The 17,770-nt window shown below is 72.1% G+C and carries 15 protein-coding genes; 8 read left to right on the top strand and 7 right to left on the bottom strand.

Going from position 1 to position 17,770, the window contains the following annotated elements:
• The 6 genes from GTW67_RS25365 to pssA all read left to right on the top strand — a co-directional run.
• Nucleotides 1-1,115, top strand: a 1,115-nt coding sequence (locus GTW67_RS25365; protein ID WP_202437677.1) for a methylmalonyl-CoA mutase family protein, incomplete at its 5' end; no start/stop codon positions are given.
• A complete protein-coding gene (locus GTW67_RS25360; RefSeq protein WP_161167097.1) occupies nucleotides 1,112-2,074 on the top strand; it encodes an HpcH/HpaI aldolase/citrate lyase family protein in 963 nt (320 codons plus the stop codon). The genes GTW67_RS25365 and GTW67_RS25360, both read left to right, overlap by 4 nt.
• A 5-nt stretch (nucleotides 2,075-2,079) precedes the next feature.
• On the top strand, nucleotides 2,080-2,592 hold the full coding sequence (locus GTW67_RS25355; RefSeq protein WP_161167096.1) for a MaoC family dehydratase: 513 nt from the start codon (nucleotides 2,080-2,082) through the stop codon (nucleotides 2,590-2,592).
• Nucleotides 2,593-2,594: 2 nt separating this feature from the next.
• Nucleotides 2,595-3,800 (top strand): acyl-CoA dehydrogenase family protein, encoded by a 1,206-nt coding sequence (locus GTW67_RS25350; protein ID WP_161167095.1) that lies wholly within the window; start codon nucleotides 2,595-2,597, stop codon nucleotides 3,798-3,800.
• A gap of 170 nt (nucleotides 3,801-3,970) precedes the next feature.
• Nucleotides 3,971-4,627 (top strand): phosphatidylserine decarboxylase, encoded by a 657-nt coding sequence (locus GTW67_RS25345; RefSeq protein WP_161167094.1) that lies wholly within the window; start codon nucleotides 3,971-3,973, stop codon nucleotides 4,625-4,627.
• 22 nt (nucleotides 4,628-4,649) lie between these two features.
• On the top strand, nucleotides 4,650-5,468 hold the full coding sequence (gene pssA / locus GTW67_RS25340) for a CDP-diacylglycerol--serine O-phosphatidyltransferase (RefSeq protein ID WP_161167101.1): 819 nt from the start codon (nucleotides 4,650-4,652) through the stop codon (nucleotides 5,466-5,468).
• Between the two features lie 240 nt (nucleotides 5,469-5,708).
• Here the strand turns inward: pssA and GTW67_RS25335 are convergent, their stop codons facing one another.
• Nucleotides 5,709-6,845 carry a glycerate kinase gene (locus GTW67_RS25335; protein WP_161167100.1) on the bottom strand — a complete coding sequence of 379 codons (1,137 nt, stop codon included), beginning with the start codon at nucleotides 6,843-6,845 and terminating at the stop codon, nucleotides 5,709-5,711.
• A 152-nt stretch (nucleotides 6,846-6,997) separates the two neighbouring features.
• On the opposite strand from GTW67_RS25335, the gene GTW67_RS25330 reads away from it, so the two are divergent.
• Nucleotides 6,998-7,492 (top strand): NUDIX domain-containing protein, encoded by a 495-nt coding sequence (locus GTW67_RS25330; RefSeq protein WP_161167093.1) that lies wholly within the window; start codon nucleotides 6,998-7,000, stop codon nucleotides 7,490-7,492.
• 14 nt (nucleotides 7,493-7,506) lie between these two features.
• Here the strand turns inward: GTW67_RS25330 and GTW67_RS25325 are convergent, their stop codons facing one another.
• The 4 genes from GTW67_RS25325 to GTW67_RS25310 form a co-directional block, all read right to left on the bottom strand.
• Nucleotides 7,507-8,358 carry an LLM class flavin-dependent oxidoreductase gene (locus GTW67_RS25325; RefSeq protein ID WP_161167092.1) on the bottom strand — a complete coding sequence of 284 codons (852 nt, stop codon included), beginning with the start codon at nucleotides 8,356-8,358 and terminating at the stop codon, nucleotides 7,507-7,509.
• Nucleotides 8,359-8,528: 170 nt separating this feature from the next.
• Complete coding sequence (locus GTW67_RS25320; RefSeq protein ID WP_161167099.1) at nucleotides 8,529-9,020, bottom strand: methylated-DNA--[protein]-cysteine S-methyltransferase; 492 nt, start codon at nucleotides 9,018-9,020, stop codon at nucleotides 8,529-8,531.
• Nucleotides 9,021-9,039: 19 nt separating this feature from the next.
• Nucleotides 9,040-10,575 carry an AlkA N-terminal domain-containing protein gene (locus GTW67_RS25315; RefSeq protein ID WP_272920532.1) on the bottom strand — a complete coding sequence of 512 codons (1,536 nt, stop codon included), beginning with the start codon at nucleotides 10,573-10,575 and terminating at the stop codon, nucleotides 9,040-9,042.
• Nucleotides 10,576-10,630: 55 nt separating this feature from the next.
• Complete coding sequence (locus GTW67_RS25310; RefSeq protein ID WP_202437674.1) at nucleotides 10,631-12,577, bottom strand: heavy metal translocating P-type ATPase; 1,947 nt, start codon at nucleotides 12,575-12,577, stop codon at nucleotides 10,631-10,633.
• 50 nt (nucleotides 12,578-12,627) lie between these two features.
• Here GTW67_RS25310 and GTW67_RS25305 point away from each other — a divergent pair, with 50 nt between their 5' ends.
• On the top strand, nucleotides 12,628-12,990 hold the full coding sequence (locus GTW67_RS25305) for an ArsR/SmtB family transcription factor (RefSeq protein ID WP_161167090.1): 363 nt from the start codon (nucleotides 12,628-12,630) through the stop codon (nucleotides 12,988-12,990).
• Here the strand turns inward: GTW67_RS25305 and GTW67_RS25300 are convergent.
• Together GTW67_RS25300 and GTW67_RS25295 are read right to left on the bottom strand one after the other, a co-directional pair.
• Complete coding sequence (locus GTW67_RS25300; protein WP_161167089.1) at nucleotides 12,983-13,861, bottom strand: DUF72 domain-containing protein; 879 nt, start codon at nucleotides 13,859-13,861, stop codon at nucleotides 12,983-12,985. The genes GTW67_RS25305 and GTW67_RS25300 overlap by 8 nt on opposite strands.
• A 49-nt stretch (nucleotides 13,862-13,910) precedes the next feature.
• Nucleotides 13,911-17,770, bottom strand: a 3,860-nt coding sequence (locus tag GTW67_RS25295) for a glycoside hydrolase family 2 TIM barrel-domain containing protein (RefSeq protein WP_161167088.1), incomplete at its 5' end; no start/stop codon positions are given.

Below are 17,770 nucleotides of genomic sequence, written 5' to 3'. Positions count from 1 at the left end.
TGCTGGGCCTGCCCCGCCCCTGGGACCAGCAGTGGTCGCTGCGCATCCAGCAGGTGCTGGCCTACGAGAGCGACCTGCTGGAGTACGGCGACCTCTTCGAGGGCTCGAAGGTGGTCGAGGCGAAGGTCGACGAGCTGGTCGAGGCGTCCCTCGCGGAGATGGAGCGCATCCAGGAGATGGGCGGCGCGATGGCCGCCGTCGAGTCCGGCTACCTCAAGTCCCAGCTGGTCTCCTCGCACGCCGAGCGCCGGGCCCGGATCGAGTCCGGCGAGGAGAAGATCATCGGTGTCAACGCCTTCGAGGGCACCGAGCCGAACCCGCTGACCGCCGACCTGGACACCGCGATCCAGACCGTCGACCCGGCGGTGGAGGCCCGGGTCATCGCCTCGCTCCAGAACTGGCGCGACACCCGCTACCAGCCGCCCTTCAACCACCCGCGCCCGTGCAAGGCGCTGGAGAAGCTGAAGGAGGCCGCCAAGGGCACCGACAACCTCATGGAGGCCACCCTGGAGTGCGCCCGCGCCGGCGTCACCACCGGCGAGTGGGCCGGGGCGCTGCGCGAGGTGTTCGGCGAGTTCCGCGCGCCGACCGGCGTGTCGTCGGCGCCGGTGGCGGTCACCGCCGAGGAGGGCTCGGCGCTCGCCACGGTCCGCCGCAAGGTGGAACTGACGGCCAAGGAGATGGGCGTGGGCAAGCTCCGCTTCCTGGTCGGCAAGCCGGGCCTGGACGGCCACTCCAACGGCGCCGAGCAGATCGCCGTGCGCGCCCGCGACGCCGGGTTCGAGGTGGTCTACCAGGGCATCCGGCTCACCCCGGAGCAGATCGTGGACGCCGCGCTCGCCGAGGACGTGCACGCGGTGGGCCTGTCCATCCTGTCCGGCTCGCACGCGCAGCTCGTGCCGGACGTGCTCGAACGGCTCCGTGTGGCCGGTGCCACGGATATACCGGTGATCGCCGGTGGCATCATCCCGAACGGTGACGCCGAAGACCTGCGGGCCGCGGGAGTGGCCGCGGTCTTCACCCCGAAGGACTTCGACATCACCGGCATCATCGGCCGGATCGTCGACGAGATCCGGAACGCGAACAAGCTCGACCCCCTGGAGGTCCCCGCATGACGACCGTGAACCGCCTTCGCCCCCGCCGCTCGTGTCTGGCGGTCCCGGGAAGCAACCCGCGCTTCCTGGAGAAGGCGCAGGGCCTTCCGGCGGACCAGGTCTTCCTGGACCTGGAGGACGCCTGCGCGCCGCTCGCCAAGCCGGAGGCACGGCACACCATCGTCAAGTTCCTCAACGAGGGCGACTGGACCGGCAAGACCCGCGTCGTGCGCGTCAACGACTGGACGACCGAGTGGACGTACCGCGACGTCGTGACGGTCGTCGAGGGCGCCGGCCCGAACCTGGACTGCATCATGCTGCCGAAGGTCCAGGACGCCCAGCAGGTCGTCGCGCTGGACCTCCTGCTGACCCAGATCGAGAAGACCATGGGCTTCGAGGTCGGCCGGATCGGCATCGAGGCGCAGATCGAGAACGCGCAGGGCCTCAACAACGTCAACGAGATCGCGCAGGCCAGCCCGCGGGTCGAGACGATCATCTTCGGCCCGGCCGACTTCATGGCGTCCATCAACATGAAGTCGCTGGTCGTCGGCGAGCAGCCGCCCGGCTACCCGGCGGACGCCTACCACTACATCCTGATGAAGATCCTGATGGCCGCCCGCGCCAACAACCTCCAGGCGATCGACGGCCCCTACCTCCAGATCCGCAACGTGGACGGCTACCGCGAGGTCGCCCAGCGCGCCGCCGCCCTCGGCTTCGACGGCAAGTGGGTGCTGCACCCGGGCCAGGTCGAGGCGTCCAACGAGATCTTCTCGCCCTCGCAGGAGGACTACGACCACGCCGAGCTGATCCTGGACGCGTACGACTACTACACGTCCGAGGCGGGCGGCAAGAAGGGCTCCGCGATGCTCGGCGACGAGATGATCGACGAGGCCAGCCGCAAGATGGCCCTGGTCGTCTCCGGCAAGGGCCGCGCGGCCGGCATGCAGCGCACCAGCAAGTTCGAGATCCCGGAGGGCTGAGCGCGATGCAGTTCGGACGCACCTACGAGGAGTTCGAGGTCGGGGCGACCTACAAGCACTGGCCCGGGAAGACGGTCACGGAGTACGACGACCACCTCTTCTGCCTCCTCACCATGAACCACCACCCGCTCCACATGGACACCAACTACGCCGAGCAGACCACGGACTTCGGCAAGAACGTGGTGGTGGGCAACTACATCTACTCCCTCCTGCTCGGCATGTCCGTCCCGGACGTCTCCGGCAAGGCGATCGCCAACCTGGAGATCGAGTCGCTCAAGCACGTGGCGCCGACCTTCCACGGCGACACGATCTACGGCCAGACGACCGTGCTCGACAAGTGGCCCTCGAAGTCGAAGAACGACCGGGGCATCGTCCACGTCGAGACCAAGGGCTACAAGCAGGACGGCACGCTGGTCTGCGTCTTCCGCCGCAAGGTGATGGTGCCGACCGAGACGTACATCAAGGAGCGCGGCGGCGAGCAGCCGGGCCGCCCCGAGCTGAAGGAACAGGGGAAGTAGAGATGAGCCGCCTCGCCCAGACCCACGGCCTGACGGACGTGCAGACGGAGATCCTCTCCACCGTCCGTGACTTCGTGGACAAGGAGATCATCCCGGTCGCCACCGAGCTGGAGCACCGGGACGAGTACCCGCAGGACATCGTCGACGGGCTGAAGGAACTGGGCCTGTTCGGCCTGATGATCCCGGAGGAGTACGGGGGCCTGGGCGAGTCGCTCCTCACCTACGCGCTGTGCGTCGAGGAGATCGCCCGCGGCTGGATGTCGGTGTCCGGCATCATCAACACGCACTTCATCGTGGCGTACATGCTCAAGCAGCACGGCACGCAGGAGCAGAAGGACCACTTCCTGCCCCGCATGGCCGCCGGCGACATCCGGGGCGCCTTCTCGATGTCGGAGCCGGCGCTCGGCTCGGACGTCTCCGCCATCTCCTCGAAGGCGGTGAAGGACGGTGACGAGTACGTCCTGAACGGCCAGAAGATGTGGCTGACGAACGGCGGCACGTCGTCGCTGGTGGCCGTTCTGGTCAGAAGTGACGAAGGACACCCCGAGGGCACGGCCCCGCACAGGTCGATGACGACCTTCCTGGTGGAGAAGGAGCCCGGTTTCGGCGAGGTCCGGCCCGGTCTCACCATCCCCGGCAAGATCGACAAGATGGGCTACAAGGGCGTCGACACGACCGAGCTCATCATGGACGGCCTGCGCATTCCGGCCGACCGGGTGCTCGGCGGCGTCACCGGCCGAGGTTTTTACCAAATGATGGACGGCGTCGAGGTGGGCCGCGTCAATGTGGCGGCGCGTGGCTGCGGCGTCGCTCAGCGTGCCTTCGAGCTCGGTGTCCAGTACGCCCAGCAGCGTCATACTTTCGGCAAGCAGATCGCCCAGCACCAGGCCATCCAGTTCAAGCTGGCCGAGATGGCTACCAAGGTGGAGGCGGCGCATGCGATGATGGTGAACGCTGCACGCAAAAAGGACTCGGGCGAACGAAACGACCTGGAAGCGGGGATGGCCAAGTACCTCGCCTCCGAGTACTGCAAGGAGGTCGTCGAGGACGCCTTCCGGATCCACGGCGGTTACGGCTTCTCCAAGGAGTACGAGATCGAGCGGCTCTACCGCGAGGCTCCGATGCTTCTGATCGGTGAAGGCACCGCCGAGATCCAGAAAATGATCATCGGCCGCAGGCTGCTCGAAGAGTATCGATTCCAGGGTTAGATGTCCGGATACGGGGTGTTTTCTTGGAGAAGAAGGTCACACCCCGTAGGCACTGTTCGGCCGCCGACTCGGCTTCCTGGCTTACCCAGTTGCGGTCGATAGCCGCTACGATCGCCGGAAAGCCGCCGTCCCCCGTCAGAGCGCGGCATCATCCGCTACGAAGGTCATCCATGCCCCACAGCCAAACCTCTGCACCTCGCGACAGCCTCGCCGGCGTACGCCTCGCGCGCGGAGCATCGCCGTGGCTTCTGCCGACCGTCGCCACCGCAGCCGTCAGCCTGCTCCGCGCCCGCCGCTCGGGCGCGGCCAAGGCCGTCGCCGTCCCCGCCACCGCACTCGCGGCGGGGATGCTGTGGTTCTTCCGCGACCCCGAGCGCGAGATCACCCGGGGCCGGGTCATCTCGCCCGCCGACGGTGTGGTGCAGAGCATCATGCCGTGGAAGGACGGCCGCACCCGCGTCGCGATCTTCATGAGCCCGCTCAATGTCCACGTCAACCGCGCCCCGCTGTCGGGCACGGTCACGTCGGTCGAGCACATCCCCGGTGGCTTCGTTCCCGCCTTCAACAAGGAGAGCGAGAACAACGAGCGGGTGGTGTGGCACTTCGACACCGAGCTCGGTGACATCGAGATGATCCAGATCGCCGGCGCGGTGGCCCGCCGCATCGTCCCCTACGTGCCGCAGGGCACCAAGGTCGAGCAGGGCGAGCGGGTCGGTCTGATCCGCTTCGGCTCGCGCGTCGACCTGTACCTGCCGGAGGGCGTGGAGGTCGCGGTCGAGGTGGGGCAGAAGACGGTGGCTGGGGTGACTCGCATTGACCGTGATTGATCCACAGACCCAGGCCGGGTGGGTGCCCGAGGCCGACGAGGTGGACGACGAGGAGGAGATGCCGCTCTCGCTCCGCCTGTCGATAGCGGACACGCTCACCCTCGGCAACGCCACGTGCGGCTTCATGGCGGTGTACTTCACCACCACCGGCATCCTGATCCCGCACCTGACGGGCAGCGAGGAGTCGGGCATGGCCCGGCACAGCGCGGCCACCGCGGTCATCCTGATGCTCTGCGCGGCGATCTTCGACCTGTGCGACGGGCTCGTGGCGCGCAAGCTGCGCTCGTCGCCCATGGGCGCGGAGCTGGACAACCTGTCCGACCTGATCAGCTTCGGGCTGGCGCCGGCGTACTTCGTCCTGGTCTACGGGATGGTCGCGCACGACGCGTATCAGCGGGTCGCGGCGGTGGGCGCGATCGTGGTGCTGCTGGCGGTGGTGCTGCGGCTTGCGAGATTCTCCTGCGTCACCGTGAAGGACGGCACGTTCCAGGGCATGCCGTCGCCGTTCGGCGCGCTGACGGTGGTCTCGATCGTGCTGCTGGAGCTGCCCTTCGTGGCGACGCTCCTCGCGATCATCGGTACGGCCTGGCTGATGGTGAGCCGGGTCGAGTACCCGAAGCCGCGGGGGCGGCTCGCGGTGGCGATGCTGTCGTGGATCGTCCTGTCGATGGGCCTGCTGGCCGGCTGGGCGTTCGACGCGCCGAGCGGGCAGCTGCTGCTCCAGACGGGGTGTGCGCTTCAGCTGGTGATGGGGGCGGTGATCCCGCTCTTCGCGACGGCTCGCAGGGTGAACAACTTCCGTGACAATCGGCGGGAGGCGCGGGCCGCGCAGCTTCCGTGACGTGTGAATGTCGGAGGGCCCCGGACCCGGGTTGGGTTCGGGGCCCTTCTGTATGCGCGTCGTCCCTGGGGGCTCCGCCCCCAGACCCCCGGACCTATGCCCACCCACCACCCGACTCGGTCGAGGTTTTCAGCCCGTCCGGCGATTGAGGACGAGGCCCGTTCAGGGCCGACAGCGGGGGTCTGGGGGCGGCAGCCCCCAGGGTCGGGAACGGGAAGGGGCGGCGGGGGCGAGACTCCGCTACGCCAGGTAGTCCCGGGCGATGCGCTCCGCGACTCGCTCCAGGATCGGCCCCGCGTCCGCGATGCACTTCGCCACGTCCGGCTCGACATCCGTCAGCGGATACGCCCGCCGGATCCCCGCCCGCCCCAGCACCTCCGGCGCCAGCGCCAGCCGCCCGCACACCGCGACGACCTCCTTGCCCGCGCTCCGAGCCGCCGCCGCGACACCCGCCGGCGCCTTTCCGTGCAGGGTCTGCTCGTCCAGCGAGCCCTCCCCCGTGATCACGAGGTCGGCCCGCTCCAGCGCCGGCGCGAAGCCCAGCACGTCCAGCATCACCTCGATGCCGGCCCGGAACCGCGCCCCGAGCAGCAGCGCGCCGTAGCCGATGCCGCCCGCGGCACCCGCACCCGGCGAGGCCGCGTACTCGGCGGCCCGCGCGCCCACCGTCTCCTCCAGCACCTTCGCGAAGTGCGCGAGGGCGGCGTCCAGCGTCTCCACGTCCTCGGGCGAGGCACCCTTCTGCGGGCCGTAGACGGCCGGGGCGCCCTTGGGACCGGTCAGCGGATTGTCGACGTCGCTCGCGAGCACCAGCTCGACGTCCTTCAGACGCGGGTCGAGCCCCGAAAGATCGGCGGAGGCGACGTCGGCGAGACCGCCGCCGCCCGGCGCCACCGGCTCACCGTCCGCGCGCAGGAACCGCGCGCCCAGCGCGGACAGCATGCCCGCGCCGCCGTCCGTGGTCGCACTGCCGCCGACCCCGAAGACGATCGTCCGCGCGCCCGCGTCCAGCGCGGCCCGCAGCAGCTCGCCCGAGCCGTACGTGGAGGAGGTCAGCGGGGCGAGGACACCGGCCGGCAGCCGCTGCAACCCGCTCGCCTCGGCCATCTCCACGACCGCCGTGCCGTCGCGCAGCGCGTACGCGGCCGTCACCTCGTCACCGAGGGGCCCGGCGACCCGCACCTCCCGGCGTTCGAACCCGGCCGCGACCGCCGCGGCCACGGTGCCGTCGCCGCCGTCGGCCACCGGCAGCGCCTCGACGTCGACGTCCGGCACGACCCGGCGCAGACCGGCCGCGACCCGCTCGGCGACCTCGACGGCCGTCAGCGAACCCTTGAACTTGTCCGCGGCGACGAGCACCCGGCGGGCCCCGTCCACTGCAGCGTCAGCCACCTTGCTCTCCCCTTGCTGTTCGAGCCTTGCGCACGTCAAGGCAGTCGCGCCGCTGCGACCATAACCGGAGCACGCCCCCGCCGTCATGCCCCGACCGCACCGTGGAACGCCCCGCCGGACGGACATACCCTGCCAGGATGACGACGCTCGACTACGCCACGTACATCGCCGGACTCCCCCGCGTGCTCGCCGGTGCCGCCGTGCTGTTCCGGGACGGCGCGGGCAGCGTGCTGCTCGTGGAGCCGAACTACCGGGAGGGCTGGACCCTGCCGGGCGGGACCATCGAGTCGGACGACGGCGAGACCCCGCGGCAGGGCGCCCGGCGCGAGACCCTGGAGGAGATCGGGCTCGACGTCCCGCCCGGGCGGCTGCTCGCGGTGGACTGGGTGCCGGGCGTCGGCCGGCCGCCGCTGGTGTCGTACATCTACGACGGCGGGGTCCTCGGCGACGGCGACCTGGCGGCGGTCCGCCTCCAGGAGGACGAGCTGCTGTCCTGGCGCCTGGTGCCGCGCGCCGGCCTGGCCGACCACCTCATCGGCTCGCTGCACGGACGGGTCCTGGCCGCCCTCGACGTACTCGAGGACGGCTCGGGCACCGCGGAGCTGGAGAACGGGGTGCGGGTCGGCCGGTAGGCCGGCCGACCCGGTCAGAACAGGGCGTCGCTGAGGCGGTCGACCTGGTCGGGGTCCGGGGCCCAGCAGTACAGGACGACCTCGTCGGCGCCGATGTCGCCGAAGGCGTCGACGGCCGCGCGGATCTCCCGGGCGGTGGTGAGCAGGCCCTTGGTCATGTACTCGGCGCGTCCGGTGAAGGCGTAGTAGTCGAGCAGCGCGCGCCGGGCCCGGTCCGCCGTGCCGTCGGGGCCGAGGGCGACGCTCGCCTGGGCCACCAGGCGCGGCCGGCCGGGGCGGTCGTGCCTGCGCCAGACCTCCTCGACGGTGCGGAACAGGCCGGTCATGTGCTCGGGCGGCAGTGCGGCGCCGAGGAATCCGTCGCCGAAGCGGCCGACGCGTTCGAGGGCGGCCGGTGCGAAGCCGCCGAACAGGACCTCGGGACCGCCGGGCGTCGCGGGGCGCGGGCCGATGGCGCCCACGTCCTCACCGTAGGGCTCGCCCGCCCAGAGGCGGCGGAGCTGAGTCATCTGCTCGTCGAGGCGGCTGCCGCGCCGGCGGATGTCGATGCCGGCGGCGAGGCAGTCGTCCTCCCGGCCGCCGACGCCGATGCCGAGGGTGAAGCGGCCGCCCGAGAGGCGGTCGAGGGTGGCGGTCTGCTTGGCGAGGAGCGCGGTGTTGTGCACCGGGGCGATCAGCACCTCGGTCTGGACGCGGACGCGGCTCGTGGCGCCGGCGAGGGCGGCCAGGGTGACGAGGGGTTCGGGGTTGTCGTAGACGAGCCGGTCGAGCAGGCCGAGTGTGCTGAACGGGCCCGCGTCGGCGCGCCGGGCCCAGGTCAGCAGCAGGGCGGGGTCGTCGATGGGAAGGCCGAGGCCGATCTTCATGGGAGTGTCCTTCGAGGAGGGCATGCCTGACAGTGGCGCCGCCCCTCCTGGCTCCGCGCGGCTGTGCGCGGGCTTGCTCCCGTTCTGCGGCATCGTTCGAGAGAGCGTGAATCTCAGAGTGCCGTGAGGCTAGCCCGTGCCTCCGGGCACGGGCAACGCCTTTTCCGGGCTCAGAAGAGCGCCGCTCCCGCCGTTCCGCGTTCGAAGTCCAGGAGCCGCTGCTTGCGTTCCAGGCCGCCGCCGTAGCCGGTGAGGCCGCCGCTGGCGCCGATGACGCGGTGGCAGGGGACGATGATGCCGACCGGGTTGCGGCCGTTGGCGAGGCCGACGGCGCGGGAGGCGGTGGGGTTGCCGAGGGCGTCGGCGAGCTGTCCGTAGGTGCGGGTCTCGCCGTAGGGGATCTGCCGGAGTTGATCCCAGACCGTGCGCTGGAAGGGGGTGCCGTTCAGGCGCAGGTCGAGGGTGAAGTCGGTGAGTTCCCCGGCGAAGTACGCCGTCAGTTGCTCCTCCGCCTCGGCGAAGGGGCCGTCGTCGGCCCTTCCGAAGGTCTCCTCCGGCGGGCGGTGGCGCTGGTCGGTCATGTAGAGGCCGCACAGGACGCCGTCCTCGGCGACGAGGGTGAGGGCGCCGTAGGGGCTGTCGATCACGGTGTGCTGTTTCACGGATGACACGATTCGGTCCTCACACGGGCAGGAAGTTGATCGGGTGGCTGTCGGTCGCCCACAGGTACTGGACGGCGTACGCCCGCCAGGGCCGCCAGGCCGACGCGCGGGCGGTGAGCGCGGCCGGGGTGGAGGGCAGGCCGAGGTCGCGGGCGGCGCGGCGGATGCCGAGGTCGGTGGGGAGGAAGGCGTCGGGGTCGCCGAGGGCGCGCATGGCGATGACGTCGGCGGTCCAGGGGCCGAAGCCGGGCAGGGCGAGGAGGCGGGCGCGGGTTTCCGCCCAGTCGGTCTCGACGCCGAGGCTGAGGGAGCCGTCGGCGAGGTGGCGGACGAGGGTGGTGAAGGTGGCGCGGCGGGTGCGGGGCATCGCCAGGGTGTCCGGGTCCACCTCCGCCAGTGCCTCGGCCGACGGGAAGAGGTGGGTCAGGCCGCCCTCGGGGTCGTGCACCGGGTCGCCGTGGGCCGTGACCAGGCGGGCCGCGTGGGTGCGGGCGGCGGCGGTGGAGACCTGCTGGCCGAGGACGGCCCGGACGGCGAACTCCGCCTCGTCGACGGTGCGCGGCACGCGGCGGCCGGGCGCCTTGTCGACCAGCGGCGCGAGCAGCGGGTCGGTGCGCAGCTGGTCGTCGACGGCCGTCGGGTCGGCGTCCAGGTCGAGCAGGCGCCGGCAGCGGCTGATGGCGACGGTCAGGTCGCGCAGGTCGGTGAGGGCGAGGCGGCAGGCGATGTGGTCGGGCGTGGGGGTGAGGGCGACGACGCCGTGGCCGTACGGGAGGCGCAGGGTGCGGCGGTAGGCGCCGTCCCGCCACTCCTCCACGCCGGGTACGGCGGTGGCGGCGAGGTGGCCGAAGAGGTTGTCGGGGTTGAGGGGGGTGCGGAAGGGGAGGCGGAGGGTCAGCGCGCCGCCGAGGGAACCGGCCGGGCCGGCCTCGGAGGCGCCGGGCGGGCGGAGTTCGGGTGTGCCGGACGGCCCGTCCTTGCGGGTGCGGCGGGCGCGCAGTTCGCTCGGGGCGAGCGCGAAGACCTCGCGGACCGTGTCGTTGAAGGTGCGGACGGAGGCGAAGCCGGCCGCGAAGGCGATGTCGGCCATCGGGAGCGGGGTCGTCTCGATGAGCAGCCGGGCGGTCTGGGCGCGCTGCGCGCGGGCGAGGGCGAGGGGGCCCGCGCCCAGCTCGGCGAGCAGCTGGCGTTCGATCTGCCGGGTGCTGTAGCCGAGCCGGGCGGCGAGGCCGGGTACGCCCTCGCGGTCCACGACGCCGTCGGCGATCAGGCGCATGGCGCGGGCGGTGAGGTCGGCCCGCTCGTTCCACTCCGGGCTGCCGGGGCTGGTGTCCGGGCGGCAGCGTTTGCACGCCCGGAACCCGGCTTGCTGACAGGCCGCCGCGCTCGGGTGGAAGGTCATGTTCTCCGGCTTGGGCGGTACCACGGGGCAGCTGGGCCGGCAGTAGATGCCGGTGGTCAGGACGGCGGTGAAGAACCAGCCGTCGAACCGCGCGTCCTTGGACCGGACGGCGCGCACGCAGCGCTCGGTGTCGGTGTGCATTCCCGTCTGCATGTGTCCAGGATGGTCCACCGGGCGGGCCGGGGCTGGCGGGAATCCGACATGGCCCTCACGCTTCCTGCGCCCCGCCGGATCGCCACGCGGACTCGCGCAGCAGCCGCAGCCCGTTGAGGCCGACCAGCACGGTCGAGCCCTCGTGCCCGGCGACGCCGAGCGGCAGCGGGAGATGGCCGATCAGGTCCCACAGGACGAGCGCGGTGATGCAGGTGCCCGCGATCACCAGGTTCTGCCGGACCAGCCGGCGGGCGCGCCGGGACAGGCGGACGACCGCGGGTACGGCCGTCAGCTCGTCGCGGACCACGACCGCGTCCGCCGTCTCCAGGGCCAGGTCGGAGCCCGCCCGGCCCATGGCGACGCCGGCGTGGGCCGCGGCGAGGGCGGGGGCGTCGTTGACGCCGTCGCCGACGAAGAGCACCCTGCGGCCGTCCCTCTCCCGCTCGCGTACGGCCTCCACCTTGCCGTCGGGCAGCAGGCCGGCGCGGACGTCGGTGATGCCGGTCGCGTCGGCCACGCGGGCGGCGGCGGACGCGTTGTCGCCGGTGAGCAGGGCTGGGGCGGTGCCGGTGAGGGCGGTGAGCGCGGCGGTGGCCGCCGCGGCGTCGGCGCGGAGGCGGTCGGTGAGGGCGAGGGTGCCGAGCGGGGTGCCGTCGCGGGTGACCTGGACGGTGGTCTCGGCGCCCTGGGTGGACTCCGCGCGGCCTACGTGGATCTCGCGGCCCTCGACCAGGGCCGTGACACCGCGGCCGGGGGACGCCTCGAAGTGCCCGGCGGGTGCGATGCGCAGGCCCCGGGTGCGGGCGGCGGCGACGATGGCGCGGGCCAGCGGGTGTTCACTGGGGTGCTCGGCGGCGGCCGCGAGGGCGAGGAGGGCGTCCTCGTCGAGGCCGGAGCCGGGCAGCGGGCGTACGGCGGTGACCTCGGGGGTGCCCTCGGTGAGGGTGCCGGTCTTGTCGAGGGCGGCGGTGTCGATCTCGCCGAGGCGTTCCATGGCGACCGCCGACTTCACCAGGACGCCGTGCCGGCCGGCGTTGGCGATGGCGGACAGCAGGGGCGGCATGGTGGCGAGGACGACCGCGCAGGGCGAGGCGACGATCATGAAGGTCATGGCGCGCAGCAGCGCGTCGGTGAGGTCGGCGCCGAGGGCGAGGGGGATGCCGAAGACCGCGAGGGTGGCGGCGACCACGCCGACCGCGTAGCGCTGCTCGATCTTCTCGATGAACAGTTGCGTGGGCGCCTTGGTGCGGGACGCCTCCTCGACCAGGGTGACGATCCGGGCGATGACCGAGTCGGCGGGGTCGCGGCCGACACGGACGCGCAGGGCGCCGGTGCCGTTGAGGGTGCCGGCGAAGACGTCGTCGCCGGGGCGCTTGAGGACCGGCAGGGACTCGCCGGTGATGGTGGCCTGGTCGACCTCGCCGGTGCCGTCGGCCACCGCGCCGTCGGCGCCGATCCGCTCGCCGGGACGGACCAGGAGCAGGTCGCCGACGGCGAGGGCGGCGGTCGGGACGGTCTCCTCTCGGTCGCCGGTGAGCCGGGTCGCGGTGGTGGGCGCGAGGTCGAGCAGGCCGCGCACGGAGTCGGCGGTGCGGGCGGTGGCCAGGGCCTCCAGGGCGCCGGAGGTGGCGAAGATGACGATCAGCAGGCCGCCGTCGAGGACCTGCCCGATGGCCGCCGCGCCGAGCGCCGCGACGATCATCAGCAGGTCGACGTCCAGGGTCTTCTCGCACAGGGCGCGCAGTCCCTCCAGCGCCGGTTCCCAGCCGCCCGCGGCGTAGGCGACCGCGTACAGGGGGCCGTACGTCCAGGCGGGGGCGCCGCCGAGGTCCAGGGTGAGCGCCGCGAGGAAGGCGAGCAGCGCCGCGAGGGCCCAGCGTGCCTCGGGCAGGGCGAGGACGCGGGTGCGGCGGGCGGGTGACTGCCGGGCGGGCGCGGGGACGGGGGTGGGAGCGAGGGTGGTGGACACGCGCACACCATACAGGAACACATGAAGACTCATTCATTCGTTCATCCGTTCATGCGTGCGGGCGGGTGCGTAAGATGACCGGCATGGGTCATGGAGCCGCCACCACCGCACAGGACGCGGCCGAGCGTGTGCGCCTGGACGCGGACAACGTCGCCAAGGTCGCCACCACGCTCCAGGCCCTGTCCACGCCCTCCCGCCTGCTGATCCTCGCCCGGCTGCGCGAAGGGCCGCTGCCCGCCACCGAGTTGGCGGCGGAGGTCGGCATGGAGCAGTCGGCCTGCTCCCATCAGCTGCGCCTGCTGCGGAACCTGGGCCTGGTCGTGGGTGAGCGGCGCGGCCGGTCGGTGGTGTACGCGCTGCACGACCACCATGTGGCCGAGCTGCTCGACCAGGCCGTCTTCCACGTGGAGCACCTGCGGCTGGGGATCAGCGACGCGGCTAGCTGAGCAGTCGCCGCATGTCCTCGGCTGCGCGTACGGCGGCGTCCGCGCAGCAGTTGTTGAACAGCACGTGCAGCTCGTCGGCCTGCCGGGCCGCGCGCCGCAACCGCGGTACCCAGGCGGCGAGTTCGGCCACGTCGTAGTCGTGCCGGAAGCGGTCCTCCTTGCTGCCCCTCCCCCACGCCGGGCTGCGGCCGTGGAACCGAACGACGGCGAGCGCACGCCGGGTGACCGGCACGACCGGCGGCAGGGAGCCGGGCAGGCCCTGGGCCATGTCCACGCCGACGGCGGTGGCACCGAGGCCGGTGAGCAGCGCGGCCGTGGCGTCCGCGCGGTCCGGCGCCCACCAGTCCGGGTGCCGGAACTCCACGGCGAGCGGCCGCTCCCCCGTGCGCCGCGCGCAGTCCCGGAGGGTGTCCTCCGCCTCCGGGCCGGGCGCGAACCAGGGCGGGAACTGGAACAGCAGGGTGCCGAGCCGTCCGGCCGCGCGCAGCGGTTCGACGGCGTCGGTGAAGCGTCCCCACACCTCGTCGAGCAGGGCGGCGCTCGCCCGCCCGCGCCGCAGCAGGCCGCGCTCCTCGCCGCCGAGGCGGTCCCGCAGACCGGCCGGCAGGGCCTCGGCGCGGGTGGGGTGGCCGGTCAGCAGCGAGAATGCCTTCACGTCGAAGCGGAAGCCGTCCGGCGTGCGCTCCACCCACAGCTCGCTGTTGCGGCGGCTCGGCAACGCGTAGTAGCCGGCGTCCACTTCGACGACGGGCAGCCGTGAGGCGTAGTGCCGCAGCCGCCCCTCGGCGTCCCGTCGTCCGCGCGGATACCAGCCGCTCGCGACGAGTTGCCGGTCCGTCCACGAGCATGCCCCGACCAGTACGTCACCCATGGGAGCCCGGTTACCCCGGGCTCCCGGTTCGATCCGGCCCGGTCCGCGGCTACTCGGTCGCGGTGGGCCTGCGCGAGGCGGCCGTCGCGTCGCGCACGTCGGTGAGCGGGCGCAGCCGGTAGGTGTACGCGTAGTCCCGGTCGGCGAACAGCTTGAACTCGTCGTGCGTGTGCGCGCCCCAGCTGTTGTCGCCGCCGACGCCCATCTGGCGGTGGTTCAGCCGCAGCACGACCTCGTCGCGCGGGGTGAGCTGGTAGTCGTGGCGCACGCCGGCCGACAGGTCCTCCGGGGTGAAGTGGGACGCGTTGGCCTCCAGCAGGGGTTCACCGCTGGCGAGCAGGCCCACGCCCCGGAAGTCGGTGAGCGCGATCCAGCGGACGTCGGTCTTGTTGCCGTTCTCCTGCGGGCGGATGTAGGGCGTCCACTGCTCGGCGACGGTGCCGGAGTACAGGCCGACGTCGGAACCGGTGTTGCGGTCCCAGTAGTTCTCGTCGGGGCCGCGCCCGTAGTAGTGCAGCCGGTCCAGGCGGCCGGGCAGGAACAGCAGGGTGCCGACCTCGGGGATGTAGGGCAGGTTCGCGGCGCCCGGGTGCAGGGTGTTGTCGACCTTGATCTCGGCGTTGCCGAACACCGTGTAAGTGGTGGTGTACGCCGATGCGGTGGTGGTCGGCAGGGTGCCGCTGACCTTGATCTCGACGGCCCGGTCGCCCAGGGCCCGCACGGCGACGTCCGTCACGGTGCGGCGGGCGCCGGCGTCGCGCCAGGTCTGGTTGCGGGTGTGCTGGCCGTTGCCCTTGTCGTTGTCGGTGGGCGCCCGCCAGAAGTTGGGCACGGGCCCGGAGGTGAGCAGGCGGACGCCGTTCGCCTCGTAGGAGGTGATGGTGCCGCTGCGCTTGTCGACGGTGACGGTGAAGCCCTTGCCGCGCACGGTGACGTCCTGGTCGCGGTCGTCGTGGCGCAGGGCGGGGACGCTCGTGAGGCGGGCGGGGGTCACGGCGGGGCTGCCGGCGTCCAGCGGGAGCTGCTGCCGGGCCACCTCGAAGCCCGCCTTCGCCCACGGCGTGGACTCCTTGGTGGTGAAGGAGAGTCGGAGGAAGAACTCGGTGCCCGGGGCCGGGTCGGACGGCAGGCGTACGGGGACGGTGATGTCCTTGCGGGACAGCGGCGGGACGGTGAGCTGGTCGCGGGTCAGCTTTCCGTGCCGGACGGTCTTGCCGTCGGCGACGAGTTCCCAGCGGCCGTCGAACTCGCGGAGGTCGGTGAACAGGAACTCGTTGGTGAGGGTGACGGCTCCCGGGGCGGCGCCGGGGGCGGCGTTGATCGCCTGGTAGACCTGCTTGACCTCGGTGGCCTTGCCGGTGTGGCCGCGGTCGGCGGTGATGATGCCGTCGGCGACGAAGGCGCCGTCGTTGGGGTTGTCGCCCCAGTCGCCGCCGTAGGCGAGGAACGTCTTGTCCTTGGGCCGCTTCTTCTCGGTCCTCACGGTGGCCGCGTCGAACCAGAACCGCACGCCCTCGTCGCCGGGTCCACGCCCGTCGGAGGCCAGTTCGGCGCCGGTGAGGGCGCGGGCGTAGACGCGGGCGCGGCGGATCGTGCCGCTGAACTCGCGGGTCTGGTTGTCGGCGTCGCCGGCCAGGGAGAGCGGCGCGGTGTTGTTGCTGGGGCGCCGGTCGGTGGTGCGGGTGGCGCGCGCCTCGCCGTCGGCGTACAGGGTGAGGGTGCCGGCGTCCGCGTCGAAGACGCCCGCGACGTGGTGCTCGCGGCCGGTCCAGTCGTCCGGCACGGTCCAGGTGGCGGTGATCCACTGGCCGGCCGAGTGGATGAAGAACTCCAGCTTGCGGTCGGTCTGCTTCAGCGCGTACTGGGTGTCGCCCTTGGCGAGGAGGGGCTGGTGGTAGCCGGTGACGTGCGGGGTGACCCAGGCCTCCAGGGTCAGGGAGCCGGTGAGGTCGAGACTGTCGTGGCGTTCGAGGACGGTGAGGCCGGACAGGCCCTTGTCCCGGTCGAGGGTGCCGCGGGTGGCGAGGACCTCGCCGCGCAGCCCGGCCGGGCCCGACTCGGTGAACAGGGTGCGGGCCGGGACGGGCGTGTACAGGGACTGGTCGACGAAGTCCCAGATCCAGCCGCCCTGGAGGACGTCGTGGGCGCGGACGACGTCCCAGTACTTTTTGAAGTTGCCGGTGGAGTTGCCCATCGAGTGGGCGTACTCGATCATCACGTACGGCCGGGTGTCGGAGGTGTCCTTCGCGCGCTGCTCGACGCGCTGCGGGCTGTCGTACATCTCCGAGCGGATGTCGCTGATGCCCGGGCGGTCGTCGCCCTCGTACTGGATGACGCGGGTCTCGTCGTAGGAGCGGATCCAGTCGTGCATGGCGGTGAAGGTGGAGCCGCCGCCGGCCTCGTTGCCCAGCGACCAGATGACGACGGAGGCGTGGTTCTTGTCGCGGTGGACCATGTTCTGAGCGCGGGCCACGCAGGCCGCGGTCCAGTCGGGGTGGTCGCCGGGGAACCGGTCGCGGATGCCGTGGGTCTCCAGGTTGGTCTCGTCGACCAGGTACAGGCCGTACTCGTCGGCGAGTTCGAGCCAGTACGGGTTGTTCGGGTAGTGCGAGGTGCGGACGCTGTTGATGTTCATCCGCTTGATGATCCTGATGTCCTCGACCAGGTCCTCGCGGGTCAGGGCCGTGCCGCGGACCGGGTGCATCTCGTGCCGGTTGGTGCCGCGGAAGGAGACGGGCTTGCCGTTGATCCGCATCAGCCCGTCCTTGAGGGCGAACTCGCGGAAGCCGACCCGGTGGGAGAGGGTCTCGACCACCTTTCCGGAGGGGTCGCGCAGGCGCAGGACAGCCGTATACAGGTCCGGGTGCTCGGCCGACCACAGCTTCGGCGCCGACACGGCCTTGGCCGCGCTCACGGTGACGTCCCCGCCGGCCCGGACCGTGCCGAGGTCGGCGGGCTGCTGGAGCGGCCGGGACCAGACGGCGTGGCCGCGGGCGTCGTACAGCTGGGTCTCCACCGTGTACCGCCCGGTGTCGCCGCCGCCGTACGCGCGCACGTGCGCGGTGACCTTCAGCTCGGCGTCCGTGTAGGTGCCGTTCAGCGGGGTGTCCAGCTTGAAGTCCCGCACGTGCACGGTGGGGGTGGAGTAGAGGTAGACCGAGCGGAAGATGCCGCTCAGCCGGATCATGTCCTGGTCCTCCAGCCAGTCGCCGTCGGAGTAGCGGTACACCTCCACGGCGATCTGGTTGGTGCCGGGCTTCAGGTGGTCGGTGATGTCGTACTCGGAGGGGGTGTAGGAGTCCTCGTCGTAGCCGACGAGTTCGCCGTTGATCCACACGTAGTGTGCGGACTTGACGCCCTCGAAGTGGAGGAAGGTGCGGCGGCCGTTCCAGTCGCGCGGCACGGTGAAGGTGCGCCGGTACTGGCCGACCGGGTTGTAGCGGGTCGGCGCGGCGGGCGGCTGGGGGTCCTCGCCGCGGCCGTTCGGGCCCCAGTAGGGGTAGGTGATGTTCAGGTAGATCGGGAAGTCGTGGCCGTGCAGTTGCCAGACGGACGGGACGGGGATGGTCTCCCAGTCGCTGTCGTCGGTGTCGGTGCGGTGGAAGTCGGCGTCCCGGTCGTCGGGGCGGTCGGCGTAGGCGAACTTCCAGGTGCCGTCGAGGCTCAGGCGGTACGGCGAGCGGGTGCGGTCGGCGGTCAGGGCCTGCTTCACGTCCGCGTAGGGCATCAGCGTGGTGTGCGGGGGCTCGGTGCCGATCCGGAAGACGCCGAAGTCGTTCCACTCCGGGGGCTCGTCGGCCGCGGCACGCCGGCCGGCCGCGAGGGCGGTACCGGGCGGGGCGGACAGGGCGAGCGCGCCGAGGAGGGCGGCGCCGCCCTCCAACAGGCGGCGGCGGCTGACGACCGGGC

Origin of the sequence: Streptomyces sp. SID5910, from assembly GCF_009862125.1 — a bacterium.
GTDB lineage: Bacteria > Actinomycetota > Actinomycetes > Streptomycetales > Streptomycetaceae > Streptomyces.
Note: the sequence above shows the minus strand (reverse complement) of the source record. Positions and strands in the feature narration are given on the sequence as shown.